The following is a 14,390-nucleotide window of genomic DNA, read 5'->3' on the forward strand; positions in this document are numbered from 1 at the left end:
CTCGGTCTCGCGGAGGCCGCGAGCGTGTACCGCGAACCCGCGCTGGCCGCCCGCCGACTCGCCTATCTACTGGGCATTCCCGCCCGCAACCCCACCGCGCTGCGCGTCCTCGCCAACGTGCTGGAGGTGTTCGTCGAGCAGGCGCGGATCCCACCGCTGGGCCATACCGACGAACTGGTGGTGCAGACCGATCGGGTGGCGGGGGCGGCCACCCCGGCGGATTCGGAGCTCTACCGCACGGCGGCGAAGGGTTTCGGCATCTCCGACCTCAGTGCCGACGGCGCCGGGATCTACCGAATCTGTTCCCACGCGGCGGTTTTCCTGTTCAAGGCGGTGTTGATCCGACGGATCGACTGAGCGACCGCGAGCGGCGCGCCCGCGGCCGCCTCGCTTCACGCCCGCACTTCGCTGCGGTCTCCGCTCCAGAGGGTGTGGAACTTGCCCTCGGCGTCGACGCGTTCGTAGGTGTGCGCGCCGAAGAAGTCACGCTGGCCTTGGGTCAGCGCCGCCGGGAGGCGCTCGGCGCGCAGCGCGTCGTAGTAGGACAGCGAGGACGCGAACGCCGGAACCGGGATGCCGAGCAGGGTGGCCGTGGACACCACACGCCGCCACGAGTCGATGGCGGTCTCGATGGCCGCGCGGAAATACGGCGCGAGGATGAGCGAGGGCAGTTCCGGATTCGCCTCGTAGGCTTCCTTGATCCGGTTCAGGAACCGCGCGCGGATGATGCAGCCGCCCCGCCAGATGGTGGCCATATCACCCGGGTTGAGATCCCAGTCGTATTCGGCGGACCCGGCCGCGATCTGATCGAAGCCCTGGGCGTAGGCGACGATCTTGGAGGCGTACAGCGCCTGGCGGATGTCCTCGGTGAACCGCGCGATATCGGTGGGCCGCGCGGCCAGGGTGCCCGACGCCAGCCCGACCGCGGCCTTGCGCTGGGCCCGTGCACCCGACAGCGCCCGGGCGAACACCGCTTCGGCGATGCCGGTGACCGGGATGCCGAGATCGAGCGCGGATTTGACCGTCCAGCGGCCGGTGCCCTTCTGCTCGGCGGCATCGACGATCACGTCGACCAGGGGCTTGCCGGTGGTGGCGTCGACCTGGTTCAGTACCTCGGCGGTGATCTCGACCAGGTAGGACTCCAGATCACCGGAGTTCCAGTCGGTGAACACGTCGGCGATCTGCTTGGCGTCGAAGCCGAGGGCGTCGCGGAACAGGTGGTAGGCCTCGCCGATGAGCTGCATGTCGGCGTACTCGATGCCGTTGTGCACCATCTTCACGAAGTGCCCGGAGCCGTCGGGGCCGATGTGGGTGCAGCACGGGGTGCCGTCGACCTGCGCGGCGATGGACTCCAACATCGGCCCCAGCGACTCGTAGGACTCCTTCGGCCCGCCCGGCATGATGGCCGGACCGTTGAGCGCGCCCTCCTCACCGCCGGAGATGCCCGCGCCGACGAAGTTCAGCCCGCGCGCGGCCATCGCCTGCTCGCGGCGGATGGTGTCGGTGTAGAGCGCGTTGCCGCCGTCGATGATGATGTCGCCGGGTTCCATGGCGTCGGCGAGCTCGGCGATCACGGCGTCGGTGGCGTCACCGGCCTTGACCATGATCAGCACCCGGCGGGGTCGTTCGAGCGCGGCGACGAATTCGGCGATGGTCTCGGTGCGCACGAAATCACCCTCGTCGCCGTACGCCTCCAGCAGGGCGTCGGTCTTGGCGACACTGCGGTTGTGCAGGGCAACGGTGTAGCCGTTGCGCGCGAAGTTGCGGGCGATATTGCTGCCCATGACCGCCAGGCCGGTGACACCGATCTGGGCACGCGCTTCCGAGGTCGCCATGAAAGAGCCTCTTTCCGTTCGACAGGTGTGAATGCGAGGCAAACCCTACCTGGACGGCGCGGCCGGATCACCGGGCGGTGAACTCCACCGGCAGCCGCTCCAGACCGCGGATGACCACATTGGGTTTGAACACCGGCTCCGCCGTGCACAGACTCATCTCACCCACCTTGCGCAGCAGCACCTCGAGCAGGACCTCCATTTCCAGCAGTGCCAGCGGCGCGCCCAGGCAGTAGTGGATGCCGAGGCTGAAGCCCAGATGCTTCTTGGCGGGACGCATCGGATCGGAGTAGCGCGCGACGTCCATGCGGTCCGGGTCGGAGTAGGCGTCAGCGTCGCGATTGGCCGACGTGATGAGCACGACCACGCCCTCACCGGGTTCGAAGTCATGACCCGCCACGGCGAGCGGCCGGGTGGCGGCCCGGGTGGTCATCTGCACCGACGGGTCCAGGCGCAGCAGTTCGTCGGGCGCGCTGGCCAGCAGGTCGGGTCGCTCCCGCAGGACGGCGAGCTGGCCGGGATCGCGCAGCAGGCGCAGCATGCCGGTGCCGATCAGGTTGGCGGTGGTCTCGTGCCCGGCGACGAAGGTGGTGATACAGGTCGCGAGCAGTTCCTGTTCGGTGAGCACGTCACCGCGGTCCTCGACCCGGGAGAGCACGCTGAGCAGATCGTCGGCGGGTTCGGTGCGGCGCTGGTTCAGCAATTCCCGGAAGTAGGCCATGAATCCGCGCGAGCCCGCGCTGCGCGCCCGCAGCGCCTCCTCGGGCAGGGTGTAATCGTGATCGAAGCCGCGCGCCAGATCCTGCGACCAGCGGTGCACCTGGGCGTAGGCGTCCTGCGGCACCCCGATCAGCTCACAGGCGACGATGAGCGGCAGCGGGTAGGCGATCATCTCGACGAGATCGAATTCGCGGGCCTGGAGCGCGTTGTCGATCAGTTCCTCGCACAGCAACTCGATGCGCGGGCGCAGCCGAGTCACCATGCGCGGGGTGAAGCCCTTGGTCACCAGGTTGCGCAACCGGGTGTGGTCCGGCGGCTCCATCCACAGGAACGAGGTGGGCAGTTCCTCGGCCGCGTCGTCCGGGGAAACGGTGGGGTGCATCATGGCCGCCTCCTCCGCGTGGCTCCACGCGGTGGTGGACAGCACCGCCGCGCAGTCCTCGTAGCGGGTGAGCACGTGATGGCCCAGCGGGGTGCGGTGCAGCGGCCCGGCCTCGCGCAGCACGCGGGCCGGGGTGTAGGGGTCGGCGCGGCCGTCCGGTCCGAAGACCTGCGCCATGGCGGTGAGGATGGCCGAATCCGGTTCGGCGACGGCGGCGTTCACGTGCGGTGCGGACATGTCGAGCCCTTCTGTGAGAGGTCTACCGGAGCGCTGCGGCCAGGGGGTTGCCGCGCAGCAGGATTCGTCCCGCCGTGCGGGGATCGGCGAGTGCGGCGGGCGGATCGACCAGGTGCGCGACCCGCATGAAGGTGCGCGCCACCACCGGGTCACCGTGCGCGACCCGATGCGCCTGCGCCACATAGGCGTTGGTGAGCCGGGTGCGTACCGTGCGCGGTCCGCGCACCCCCGGGTGCCGCAGATCCGAGCCGGTCGCCATGCCCCAGGCAATGGCGGTGGCGTCGGCGGCGGCCCGATAGAAGCGGGCGGGCAGGTCGGTGGGAGCGGCGTCCAGGCTCGCGCGCAGCGCGCGGGCCTGGAGTGCGGCGACCGTCATCCCCTGCGCGTAGAGCGGATTGAAACTGCACAGCGCGTCACCGAGCACGATCAGTCCCGCCGGTGGTGCGACCAGCTGGTCGAACCGCCGCCGTACCGCGGTGCGGAAACGGTAGGGCGTCGGCGCGTCGACCGCCTCGGAGGCGGTGATGATGTCGTGGATATCGGGGGCGTCCAGACCGGCCGCGAAGCGTTCGAAGCCCGCGGCGTCCACCGGCGGGTGGTCGCCGACCATGCCCGCGAGCGTGACGTGCCAGCGGTCGCCCTCCACCCGCACCGCACCGCCGCCGCGCCCGTCCGCACCGGTGGAGATGATGACCGAGGACTGCCCGCCGAGCTGTCCGGGCCGATGCCGATAGAACCGGGAGGCGTAGCCGAGATCGATATCGAGGCGTTCCTCCCGGGGCGCTCGCGCACCGAGCGCGGTCAGCCATTCCCGGATCCGCGAACCCCGTCCGGCGGCGTCGACGACGAGGTCCGCGCGCAGGGCCGGTTCGCGGTCGGTGGCGACGGCGGACACCCACCGCGCGTCCCCGACCAGACCGCGTGCCGAGGTCCGTTCGCGCAGTTCGATATTCGGCAGTGCGAGAGTGCGTTCGCGCAGCACCGACTCCAGCAGCGGCCGGGTGGCGATGGCCGAGGTGAGTCCGGTCGGGGTGGCGGCGAGCCGGGAACCGCCCACGTACCAGCGGGTTCCGACCAGGACCTCGGCGGTGGTGGCCCCGCGCCGCACCAGATCGGCGGTATAGCCGGGATACAGCTCCTCGATGATCGTGCGGCCCCGGTCCAGCAGCCCGTGCAGATGTCCGGCCTGCGGCACTCCGCGCCGCGGGCCGGTTCCCACCTCGTCGCGTTCGAGAACGGTGACACGCGAACAGGTGTCGGCCAGCACCCGGGCCGCCAGCAGTCCGGCGACACCGGCTCCGATGACGACCGCGTGCCCGCCGTTCACAGCCGCACCGGCAGCGCCATGACGCCGCGGTGGATCAGGCTGGGCCGGTATTCGACGGTGTCGGCGTCGAGGTGCAGTTCCGGTGCGCGCGCGAGCAGCGTGCGCAGCGCCGCTTCGGCCTCGATCCGGGCCAGTGGCGCGCCCACGCAGTAGTGCACGCCGAGACTGAAGCCGAGATGCTTGCGCGCGGGCCGATTTCCGGCGTAGCGGGTGATGTCGAAGATGTCGGCGTTCGGATACACCCGGTCGTCCCGGCTGGCCGAGGCGGTGAGCACCACCACCCCGTCGCCGCGCCGGAAGCGGTGCCCGCGCACCTCGGTGTCGGCGAGCGCGACCCGGATGGTGAACTGGGTGGGGGCGTCGTAGCGCAGCATCTCGTCCAGCGCGGGACCGATGAGTTCCGGTTCGTCCCGCAGTCTGCGCAGTTGCTCGGGATGCCGGAGCAGGGCCAGCATGCCGTTGCCGATCAGGTTGATGGAGGTCTCCATACCCGCCACCAGGGTGAGCACCGACATGCCGATCACCTCGGGTTCGGTGAGCGTGTCGCCGTCCACGCTGGCGGCGACCAACTCGCTCAGCAGGTCCGGGGTGGGGGCGGACTTCTTCGCGGCGATGAGGGCGGCGAAATGTCCCATGCACTCCATGGCGGCCGTCCCCCGCGCGGCGATGGCGGCGGCGTCCAGCAGGGAATCCGGATCGCTGCCGCGGGCGATGGCCAGCTGCCACTGCCGGAAGCGGTCACCATCGGCCGGATCGGCGCCCAGCAGTCGCACCGGAACCATGGCCACCGCGAGCGGCACCGCGAGATCGGCCAGCACATCCAGGCCGCCCCGCTCGACCGCGGCGTCGACCAGGTCGTTCACCACCGCCCCGGCGACCGGTACCAGCTCGGCCATCATGCGCGGGGTGAACGCCTTGGCCACCAGCTTGCGGTAGCGGCCGTGCTCGGGCGGGTCCATGCGCACGAACGAGCCCGGGATGGCCGCGGTGGTGTCGCGGAACGGGCTGATGCCCGCGGCGTAACCGTGCCCCCAGTCCGATCCGGTCAGGATCTCGGCGCATTCCTCGTACCGGGTGACGAGAGTGACCGGCACGTCGCCGAATTGGTAGGGGAACAGCGCGGCGGCGTCGCGCACCCGCCGGTAGGCCGGATACGGGTCGGCGCGGAACTCGGGATCGAAGGCGTCGAAGGTGATGTCGGGAACGGCGGTGCTCATCGGCCCTCCAAGCGGACTCGCAGCTGTGACATGCCGCGCACGACCACATTCGGCCGGTACGGCGGTTCCTCGAGCAGGGTCAGCGACCGCACGCGGGTGGCGATGGCGCGCAGCACCGTCTGCATCTCCAGGCGGGCCAGCGGCGCGCCCAGGCAGTAGTGCAGCCCGAGTCCGAACGACAGGTGCCGTTCGGGACGGTGTCCGGGCTGGAAGCGGGTGATGTCGAAGCGGTCGGCCACCGGGAAGGCCGCCGGGTCCCGATTGGCGGAGCCGAGCAGGACGATCACCGCCTCGCCGGGCGTGAAAGTCCTTCCGCCGACGGTGATCTCGTCGTGGGCGGTGCGCGTGGTGAGGTGGACTGGCGGGTCGTAGCGCAGCACCTCGTCCACCGCCGAGGCGCTCAGTTCGGGGTGATCGCACAGTCGCCGGAACTCGGCGGGATTGCGGATCAGCGCCAGCACGCCGTTGCCGATCAGGTTGACGGTGGTCTCGTGTCCGGCGACCACCAGGATGAGCAGGGTGCCGATGAGTTCGGTCGGGGTCAGCCGCACCCCGGATTCCTCGGCCTGCACCAGTGCCGTGATCAGATCCGCGCGTGGTGCGCGACGCCGCTGCTCCACCAGATCGCCGAAGAATTCCGTGAATTCGTGCACGGCGGCGGTGCGGGCGGCCAGGTCCTCCGGGGAGAGCAGCAGATCCGGGTCCAGCCCCCGGGCGATGCCCGCGGACATGGCCCGTACTCGCTGGTGCGCCTCGGCCGGAACCCCCAGCAGTTCGCAGATGAGGGTGAGCGGCACCGGATACGCCAGCGCCTCCAACACCTCCACGTCGCCGTCGGCGAGCATATGTGACAGCAGGTCGTCGACCAGTTGCTCGGCCCGCTCGCGCAGCCCGTGCACGGTGCGTGCGGTGAACGCCTTGCCGACCAGTCCGCGCAGCCGGGTGTGGTCCGGCGGTTCCATCCAGAGGAAGGAGCCGGGCAGTTCCACATCGCTGTCGCCGTGCAGCAGGTCGGGTTCCTCGGCGTGGCTCCAGCGCGCGTCCTGCAGAATGGCCTGCGCGTCCGCGTGCCGGGTCACCAGTTGGGTATCGTGCGGACCGGGCACGAAAGGCCCGGCCGCGCGCAGGATCTCATAGCTGTCGTAGGGATTGTGCCGCATCTGCGGCGCGACGCTGTCGATCACAGCCCGCTGCACCGGGGTCAATTCCCGCACCGCGGAATGGTCCGAACTCACCGGCAACTCCTGAAAAGAATTCCACGCGATAATTCATCGGTGGTGAGCACTGTTTCGGCGTCCATCGTGCGGGCACCATCGCCCGGTCGACCGGAGCGATCGGCCACGCCTATCGCTCCATAGCCGAATTCGGTTATCGCACACGACGATTGGCCGATCGGCGCTGGTTATCAGCGCTCAGGATTCAGCAGCAGTTCAGGGCTCGGTCACCATTCGCTGCTGTCGTGGCGGATATGAATTCCTCGAATTCGCCCGATACGCTGCCGGGCCGTTTCGCGGGTATCGCGACCGACCATCCCCGGGTTTCGGCGACATTCTGGTCATCGGCCGAGAGCATCACCTACGCCGAGCTGCACCGCCGCGCCCGGGTGGCCGCGACCGAGTTGATCCGGCGCGGGCTGCGCCGCGGCGAGCCGGTGGGCATCCTCTCGCCCAACGCACCGGAATTCCTGATCGCCCTGTTCGCCGTCACCACCGCCGGTGGCGCGGCCACCCCCCTGCCGCTGCCCGCCGGTATCCGGCACGCGCGCGGCTATCCCGAGAAGCTGGCCGCCATCTCGGCGGCCGCGGGGATGCGGACCATCCTGATCTCGCCGCGGCTGGCCGAGCTGGCGCCGCTCGTCGGCACCGCGCTGGACGTCGAATTCCTGGATGCCACCGCGCTCTACGAGCGAGACCTGCCGGAGAACTCGGTGCTGCCGGGAGAACCTGGGCTGCCGGGAGAGTCTGGGCTGCCGGGAGAGTCTGGGCTGCCGACCGACCTCGGCCCCGATAATCTCGCCATCGTGCAGTTCACCTCGGGCAGCACCGCCCTGCCCAAGGGGGTGCGCCTGACCCACGCCAATGTGCTGAGCGGCCTGGCGGCGATCCGCTCCGGCATCGACCTGAGCCGGGACGACCAGGGCGGATTCTGGCTGCCGCTGTTCCACGATATGGGTCTGTTCGGCACGCTCTCGGCGATCCTGCGCGGTATTCCGGCGCACATCTGGTCGCCGCTGGCGTTCGTCAAGGATCCGGCGCGCTGGTTGCGGGAATTCGCCGCCAGCGGCACCACCATCACCGCCATGCCCAATTTCGGGTACGAGGCGCTGCTCGCGGCGGTGCCGCCGGAGCGGGTAGCCGAATACGATCTGAGCCGCTGGCGCATCGCCTTCAATGGCGCGGAACCCATTTCGCACGACGTGGTCACGCGGTTCTGCGACCGCTTCGCCCCCGCCGGATTCCGCCGCGACACCATGTTCGGGGTGTACGGCATGGCCGAGGCCACCCTCGCGGTGGCCTTCCCGCCGCTGGGCCGTGCCCCCGTCTTCGAATGGGTGGACCGCGCACTGCTCTCCGACGCCGCGGTGGCCCACACCGTTCCACCGGAACAGGCCGATGCCCGCGCGGTGGCGGGGGTGGGCGCGCCCGTGGCGGAGATGGAGATCCGCATCGTCGCCACCGATTCCGGCATCGACCTGCCCGACGGCTGGGTCGGCGAGATCCTGATCCGGGGCGCGGCGGTGACCGACGGCTATTTCGTGGTCGACCCGGAGAGCGTGGCGGACCGCTTCGAGGACGGCTGGCTGCGCACCGGCGATCTCGGATACCGCCGTGCTGGTGAGCTTTTCGTCACCGGCAGGTGCAAGGACATGATCACCGTGCGCGGCGTGAACTACTACGCCCAGGATGTCGAGGCGGCCGTGCGCGACCTCGACGGCGTGTACCAGGGCCGCTGCACCGCCGCCGTCGATCCCGACGGTGACGATGTCATCGCCCTCATCGCCGAATCCGAATACACCGGCGCGACCGCCGATTCCCTCGCCGACGCCATTCGCGCCCGCATCACGGCCGATCTCGGCCTCGCCGCGGTGCGGGTGCACCTGGTCGCGCCGCGCACCATCCCCCGCACCAGCAGCGGCAAGCTCCAGCGGCTCGCCGCCCGCGACCTCATCGCCCAGCACCCTTGACGCGCAACGCTATTCGACCCGACCCCAGGAGTCCCCGTGCACAGCTACGACGTCTTCCGCCACTACGAGCGCCTGCATTGGCAGCTGGGCGACCTCGCCCTCGACACCGTAGACCCCACCCTGGTCCGACCCGAGTACGTGACCCTGGCCAAGAGCGCCGCCATGGGCGAATCCAATGTCATCGCCGCCGTGCACGGATTCCTCCAGGAGTTCGTGGACGACTACGACTTCTCCACCTTCGCCGTGGTGTGGGGCTACCAGGAGGTGCAGCATCACTACGCCTTCCGCTCCTGGCTGCGGGCCATCGGCGAGGATGTGGCCGATACCGCGGTGGACGCCATGCGCGAGCCGTACGCCCCCGGCACCACGCCCTCGGCGACCCTGGCCACCAATATCATCTCCGAACTCACGGTCAATCACGTCTACCGCGCGGTCTCGAACTGGGTGGCCGAACCGGTGCTGAAGAACCTGCTGCTCAATGCCAGTCGCGATGAGGCCGGGCACGCCCGGGAGTTCATCCACTACACCACCGAGCGGCTGCGGCGACGGCCCGAGGAGCTGCCTTCGGTGCTGGAGACGCTGTACGTGTACAGCTCCGAGGCCAAGATCAAGCATCCGGTCAGCACCTTCAAGGCCGGAATCGCCGAACTGGGCGATCACGAGACCATCGACACCGGATTCGAGCTGTTCCTGGCCGAGGTGGCCGCGGAGGGCGAGCTCGACGTGCTGCACGACAAGGTGCGCCGCACCTTCGCCGGAATCACCGGCCTGGATCTGTCCAGCAATGCCAAGGTGCGTCGCGCACTGGCCGATGTGATCGCCTAGCCGTGCGGCACAGCGCCGACGCCGATATGGGCACCGACAGCGCCGTGCGGGTGCCGTGGTCGGTGATCCCCGACTACCGCTGTTTCGGCTGTTCACCGCACAATCCGTCCGGGCTGCGACTCACCTTCACCCCGCATCCGGAGGGACTGGCCGCATGCCTGCGGCTGGACCGGTCCTTCGAGTCCTATCCGGGTGTGGTGCACGGCGGCCTCGTCGGCGTGGTCTGCGACGAGGTGATGGGGAATCTGATCGTGCTGGCCCGGCGGGTGCCCGCCTTCACCGTCTCCCAGCGCACCCGCTTCCTGACACCGCTGCTCGTCGACCACGAATACCACTGCATCGCACGACTTTCCGACAGCGACAACGGCGACCTCATCCAGACGTCGGCCGATGTGCTCGACGCCGACGGGGCGGTGTGCGCCACCTCGTCGGCCACCTACCAACCCTTCGCGCTGACCGACGTACGCCACCGACTCACGCTCGGCGACGACGAGGTCGCCCTGCTCTCCCACGCCATCGCCACGGCGAATCCCCTCTCCCCGAATGGAGTTCAGCCATGACCACCTCCACCGACGACATCCTGCGCACCGTCACCGAGATCGCCGCCGCGGAAACCGGACTGGCCGAATCGGCACTGCTGCCCGACGCCGACCTGCGCGGCATGGCCGGTGTCGACTCGGTGCGCGTGCTGCGCATGATCGCCCGCATCGAACGCACCTACGACATCGAACTCGACGACCAGGACGTCTTCGGCACCGCCACCCTGGCCGACGTGGTGGCCGTGGTGGCCGAGGCGCTGCGCGAGGCGGCGGCGTGACGGTCACGGCGGACACCAATCAGCACTACGACCTCGATCCCGATATCTTCGGCCAGTTCCTGGACCCGCTGCGCAAGTACAGTTCGGCGCTCTACGAATCCGACGGCGACACCCTGGAGGTCGCCCAGCGCAACAAACTGCGCTTCGTCGCCGACCGGCTCAGGCTGCGCGGCGGCGAACGGCTCATGGACGTCGGCTGCGGCTGGGGTGCGCTGATCCTGTTCATGGCCGAGGAGTTCGGCTGCGACACCCTCGGCATCAGTCCCGCACCGCGCCAGCACGAGTACATCGCCGCGCAGGCGACCGCGCGCGGGGTGGCCGACCGGGTGCGCACCCGAGTCGGGCACTTCGAACGGCTCGAACTGCCCGCCCGCGGCGTGGACGCGGTGACCATGCTCGGCTCCATCGTGCACATGCCCGATCTGGACGAGGTGTTCCGGCGGGCCCGCGCGGTGCTGCGCCGCGGCGGCACCCTGTACGTCTCGGAGAGCTGCTTCCGCAATGCCGCCGCGCACCGCGCCTTCGACGAGCGGGCCGGTACCGAGTTCGTGCGCGCCGACATCTTCGGCTGGGGCGATCTGCGGCCGCTGTCGGATCTGGTCACCGCCGCCGAGGACGCCGGTTTCTCCATCGTCTCGGTGGACGATCTCACCGAGCACTATCGGCGCACCATCGACGACTGGATCGCCAATGTGGACGCCGCCGCCGACCGCATCGACGTGCACCGCACCGGGCTGGCCGCGACGCTGCGGCACTACCTGGAGATCGCCAATGCCGGATGGGGTTACACCACCAAGCATTACGCGCTGGTGTGCCGCAATGCCCGCTGACGCCCGGGAGGGATCGTGAATCTGGAATCCGCGCTGCTACCCGCGGACGAACTGACGGCGGCCGTGGACGGCTTCCTGGCCGCCTCGCCCGCCACCCGCGCCTGGGATGTGGAGACCGCGTTCGACTGGGCGGCCGCCGACGCCGACCGCCTGACCGAGGGACAGCGCTCCGCGGTGCGGTTCGTGACCTACATCGAGGACCACCTGCCCGGGTATTTCGATGTGTACCAACGGAACTTCCCGATCGACGACAGCGTGGACCTGGCCACCGCCGTGCACAATCGGGAGCTCTACCACTTCACCGTCCGCTGGGCGCTCGAGGAGGACACCCACGCCCGCGCCCTGACGCGCTACCAGGAGGCGGCGGGCCTCGCCGAACGCGGCGCGCTGCGCGAGGAACTGGCGGTCGAGGGGCGCAAGCCGTTCGACCTGCCCTACACGCATCCGGTGCAGTTCTTCGCCTACGCGCTGGTCCAGGAGAAGGCCACACAGATGTACTACCAGCAGCTGCGGGAGGTGTCCGGTGATCCGGTGCTGGGCGCGGTGCTGACCAGGCTGTCGCGCGACGAGGCGCGGCACTTCAGCTTCATGGCCGATGTGGTGACCCGCTACCTGCGTACCCAGGGCGACTCCGCGGTGGAGCCGATCCGCGACGTCATCGCGGGATTCCGCATGCCCCTGGCGGATACGCTGCGCGGCTACTGGCGGTGGGCGCTGCGCATCGCCGATGTCGCCGACTACGACCACACCGCGGCCTACGAACACCTGCTCAAGGTGATCGATCGGGCCGTGGACGCACGCTCGGACCGGGTGGACGAACTGGCCGCCTTCATCGCCCAGTGCCGTTCGCTGGCCTGACCCGCGTCGATCCCGACCGAAAGGGCCCCTCCACGAGGGGCCCTTTCCCGTCCCACTCAACCCTGCGGCCGCAGCACCAGAATCGTGGTGGTGCCGTGCGCGATCAGCTTCCCGTTGGCGTCGGTGATCCGCCCCTCCGCCGTCGCCGTGCTGCGCCCCACGTGCACCACGGTGGCCTCGCAGGTGAGCCGACTGCCGTCGAGGGTGACCGCGCGAATGAAGTTCACCTTCAGCTCCAGCGTCGTGTACGCCACGCCGTCACCGAGTCTGGTGAACACCGCACTGCCCATGGCGGTGTCCATGAGGGTGGCGATCACCCCGCCGTGCACGGTGAACATGGCGTTGATGGTGGCCGGATTGGGGTCCAGGTAGTAGCGGGTGCACCCGTCCCCGGCGCTCTCCAGGCGAATGCCCAGCGATGCGCCGACGCCGAGGTTCTCCTGTAGTCCCCGCGCGAAGACCTCCGTCAGCTCGCTCACGCGCGTGGCGACGGTGCCGTTGACCGGGGTGTCGGTGCTGGTCATGAATTCTTCCTCCCTGGCGATCGAATGCCCGGCCATTCGATCGAATCCGGGTGAATTCCGCATGGCCGCAAGCCATTCCATTCCGATATCCGATCGGGTGATCGAGATCGCGGCCGCACCGAACTCCCCCGTCCGACCGACAAGACCCCCGCCCGGGCCGAGGTCCGAGCGGGGGTCCCTGTCCCCCCGGCGCTACGCGCCGGAGTCCTTACTTCGCCGGCTTGTTGGGCATCGGCGAATTGATGGTGGTGAAGTACTGCACGGCCGCCATGATGGCGACGGGCGCGGTGATCAGGATCTGACCGGCGACCGCGCCCAGCGATCCCATGGCCAGGATGCCGCCGATGCAGCCGACGGCGGCGGCCGGGATGAACGGACCGAACAGGCCGACAATGGTGGCCGAGGCGATGGTGGCACCGGCGATGCCGCCCAGGATGCAGCCCACGCCCGCGCCACCGATACCGCCGACCAGGGCGGCGACCGCCGCGCCCAGGCTGATGGTGGAGGTCATCCGGCTCCAGGCGTCCTTCTCCCGGTCGTATTCGGTCTTCCAGGACGCCCGGTCCTCGAACGGCAGGGCGACCGGCTTGTACTCCGCGTGCGCGAGGCTGAACAGCGGGGTGAGCGTGACGGTGCGGTCGACGATGTCGGCGGCGATCGGGAAGACGAATTCGTCCACCCGGAAGGACAGTTCGGTGCCCGCGATGACATCGCCGTTGGGGGCCTTGATCTTCAGCACGCCGTTGTCGACGTCCAGGGAGCCCGCGTCGGTGGTGATGACGGCGGAGGTTTCGGTGGTGGTCGCGGTGTAGTTGACGACGCCCTCGTCGGCCTGCGCCGTACCGGTGGCTCCGGCGGTGATGCACAGCGCGGCGGCGAGCAGCGCGGACGCCGCGGCAGTTTTCCTCATCGGTGTGTGTTTCCTTCTACTTCTCGTGTTCCCGAACGGGAGACCGGCGCGTGGGGTACGCGCACGCTTGTGTGACCCGATTCCGGCACCGACCGCGCATTACAGATCCAGGACCAGCACATCCGTGTGCGCCCGCGAGACGCACAGCATCATGGTGTCGCCGCGCTCGCGCTCGGCGGCGGTCAGGATCGTGTCGCGATGGTCGATCTCGCCGTCCAGGACGGCGGTCTCGCAACTGCCGCAGGTGCCCTCGCGGCACGAGGTGATCACCGGCAGGCCCGCGCTCTCCAGCACCTCCGCGATGGACCGGCCGACCGGCACCCGCAGGGTGCGGGCGCTGGCGGCCAGGCGGATCTCGAACTCCCGGTCGACGGCGTCGCCGGTGTCACGGGCGGTGAATCGCTCGGTGTGCACCGCGAGTCCGCTGCTGCCGCAGAGCTTCTCGACCGCATCCAGCAGCGGTGCGGGCCCGCAGCAGTACACCGTGGCGGCGGTGTCCGCGAGTATCCGCTCCAGGGGCAGCACACCGAATTCGTTCTGCGGCACCAGGTTCACCACCCCCGGATAGCGGCGGGCCAGCTCATCGGCGAAGGCCAGGTGCGCCCGGGTCCGAGCGCCGTAGTGCAGGGTCCACCGCGCCCCGGCCCGCTCGGCGGCCGCGAGCATGGGCAGGATCGGGGTGATCCCGATCCCGCCCGCCACGAAGAGGTACTCCGGGGCAGCGACG

At 69.7% G+C, this 14,390-nt stretch carries 15 protein-coding genes; 7 read left to right on the plus strand and 8 right to left on the minus strand.

Going from position 1 to position 14,390, the window contains the following annotated elements; translation table 11 throughout:
- On the plus strand, window positions 1-357 hold a 357-nt coding region (locus QK444_RS18850; protein WP_282782082.1), incomplete at its 5' end, for a hypothetical protein.
- A gap of 35 nt (window positions 358-392) precedes the next feature.
- Here the strand turns inward: QK444_RS18850 and gndA are convergent.
- The 5 genes from gndA to QK444_RS18875 form a co-directional block, all read right to left on the minus strand.
- Complete coding sequence (gndA, locus tag QK444_RS18855; protein WP_282782083.1) at window positions 393-1,835, minus strand: NADP-dependent phosphogluconate dehydrogenase; 1,443 nt, start codon at window positions 1,833-1,835, stop codon at window positions 393-395.
- A 67-nt stretch (window positions 1,836-1,902) separates the two neighbouring features.
- Window positions 1,903-3,171 (minus strand): cytochrome P450, encoded by a 1,269-nt coding sequence (locus tag QK444_RS18860; RefSeq protein ID WP_282782085.1) that lies wholly within the window; start codon window positions 3,169-3,171, stop codon window positions 1,903-1,905.
- 22 nt (window positions 3,172-3,193) lie between these two features.
- Window positions 3,194-4,498: an FAD-dependent monooxygenase gene (locus QK444_RS18865; RefSeq protein WP_282782086.1), complete on the minus strand. Its 1,305-nt coding sequence runs from the start codon at window positions 4,496-4,498 to the stop codon at window positions 3,194-3,196.
- Complete coding sequence (locus QK444_RS18870) at window positions 4,495-5,715, minus strand: cytochrome P450 (RefSeq protein WP_282782088.1); 1,221 nt, start codon at window positions 5,713-5,715, stop codon at window positions 4,495-4,497. Before QK444_RS18870 ends, QK444_RS18865 begins: the two co-directional genes overlap by 4 nt.
- Window positions 5,712-6,950 (minus strand): cytochrome P450, encoded by a 1,239-nt coding sequence (locus QK444_RS18875; protein WP_282782090.1) that lies wholly within the window; start codon window positions 6,948-6,950, stop codon window positions 5,712-5,714. The genes QK444_RS18870 and QK444_RS18875 overlap by 4 nt, the downstream gene beginning before the upstream one ends.
- A 233-nt stretch (window positions 6,951-7,183) precedes the next feature.
- Between QK444_RS18875 and QK444_RS18880 the strand changes: the two genes are divergently transcribed.
- From QK444_RS18880 to QK444_RS18905, 6 genes are read left to right on the plus strand one after another with little or no spacing between them, the layout of a single operon-like run.
- Complete coding sequence (locus QK444_RS18880; RefSeq protein ID WP_282782108.1) at window positions 7,184-8,899, plus strand: fatty acyl-AMP ligase; 1,716 nt, start codon at window positions 7,184-7,186, stop codon at window positions 8,897-8,899.
- A gap of 36 nt (window positions 8,900-8,935) precedes the next feature.
- A complete protein-coding gene (locus QK444_RS18885; protein ID WP_282782093.1) occupies window positions 8,936-9,724 on the plus strand; it encodes a ferritin-like domain-containing protein in 789 nt (262 codons plus the stop codon).
- Between the two features lie 2 nt (window positions 9,725-9,726).
- On the plus strand, window positions 9,727-10,284 hold the full coding sequence (locus tag QK444_RS18890; protein ID WP_282782095.1) for a PaaI family thioesterase: 558 nt from the start codon (window positions 9,727-9,729) through the stop codon (window positions 10,282-10,284).
- Complete coding sequence (locus QK444_RS18895) at window positions 10,281-10,541, plus strand: acyl carrier protein (protein WP_282782096.1); 261 nt, start codon at window positions 10,281-10,283, stop codon at window positions 10,539-10,541. Before QK444_RS18890 ends, QK444_RS18895 begins: the two co-directional genes overlap by 4 nt.
- Complete coding sequence (locus QK444_RS18900) at window positions 10,538-11,371, plus strand: class I SAM-dependent methyltransferase (RefSeq protein ID WP_282782098.1); 834 nt, start codon at window positions 10,538-10,540, stop codon at window positions 11,369-11,371. The genes QK444_RS18895 and QK444_RS18900 overlap by 4 nt, the downstream gene beginning before the upstream one ends.
- Before the next feature lie 15 nt (window positions 11,372-11,386).
- Window positions 11,387-12,229 carry an acyl-ACP desaturase gene (locus QK444_RS18905; RefSeq protein WP_282782100.1) on the plus strand — a complete coding sequence of 281 codons (843 nt, stop codon included), beginning with the start codon at window positions 11,387-11,389 and terminating at the stop codon, window positions 12,227-12,229.
- Between the two features lie 56 nt (window positions 12,230-12,285).
- On the opposite strand, the gene QK444_RS18910 is transcribed toward QK444_RS18905, so the two are convergent.
- The 3 genes from QK444_RS18910 to QK444_RS18920 all read right to left on the minus strand — a co-directional run.
- On the minus strand, window positions 12,286-12,753 hold the full coding sequence (locus QK444_RS18910; RefSeq protein ID WP_282782102.1) for a PaaI family thioesterase: 468 nt from the start codon (window positions 12,751-12,753) through the stop codon (window positions 12,286-12,288).
- Window positions 12,754-12,961: 208 nt separating this feature from the next.
- Window positions 12,962-13,663, minus strand: coding sequence for a hypothetical protein (locus QK444_RS18915; protein WP_282782104.1), 702 nt, complete (start codon window positions 13,661-13,663; stop codon window positions 12,962-12,964).
- 99 nt (window positions 13,664-13,762) lie between these two features.
- A partial coding sequence (locus QK444_RS18920) for an iron-sulfur cluster-binding domain-containing protein (RefSeq protein ID WP_282782106.1) occupies window positions 13,763-14,390 on the minus strand: 628 nt, incomplete at its 5' end.

The organism is Nocardia sp. CC201C, assembly GCF_030010695.1.
Lineage (GTDB): Bacteria > Actinomycetota > Actinomycetes > Mycobacteriales > Mycobacteriaceae > Nocardia > Nocardia otitidiscaviarum.

What these genes read in the sequence shown, in the direction of transcription:
- gndA (WP_282782083.1), bottom strand. Translation starts at nt 1,835, where the DNA reads ATGGCGACCTCGGAAGCGCGTGCCCAGATCGGTGTCACCGGCCTGGCG.
- QK444_RS18860 (WP_282782085.1), bottom strand. Translation starts at nt 3,171, where the DNA reads ATGTCCGCACCGCACGTGAACGCCGCCGTCGCCGAACCGGATTCGGCC.
- QK444_RS18870 (WP_282782088.1), bottom strand. Translation starts at nt 5,715, where the DNA reads ATGAGCACCGCCGTTCCCGACATCACCTTCGACGCCTTCGATCCCGAG.
- QK444_RS18880 (WP_282782108.1), top strand. Translation starts at nt 7,184, where the DNA reads ATGAATTCCTCGAATTCGCCCGATACGCTGCCGGGCCGTTTCGCGGGT.
- QK444_RS18895 (WP_282782096.1), top strand. Translation starts at nt 10,281, where the DNA reads ATGACCACCTCCACCGACGACATCCTGCGCACCGTCACCGAGATCGCC.
- QK444_RS18910 (WP_282782102.1), bottom strand. Translation starts at nt 12,753, where the DNA reads ATGACCAGCACCGACACCCCGGTCAACGGCACCGTCGCCACGCGCGTG.
- QK444_RS18915 (WP_282782104.1), bottom strand. Translation starts at nt 13,663, where the DNA reads ATGAGGAAAACTGCCGCGGCGTCCGCGCTGCTCGCCGCCGCGCTGTGC.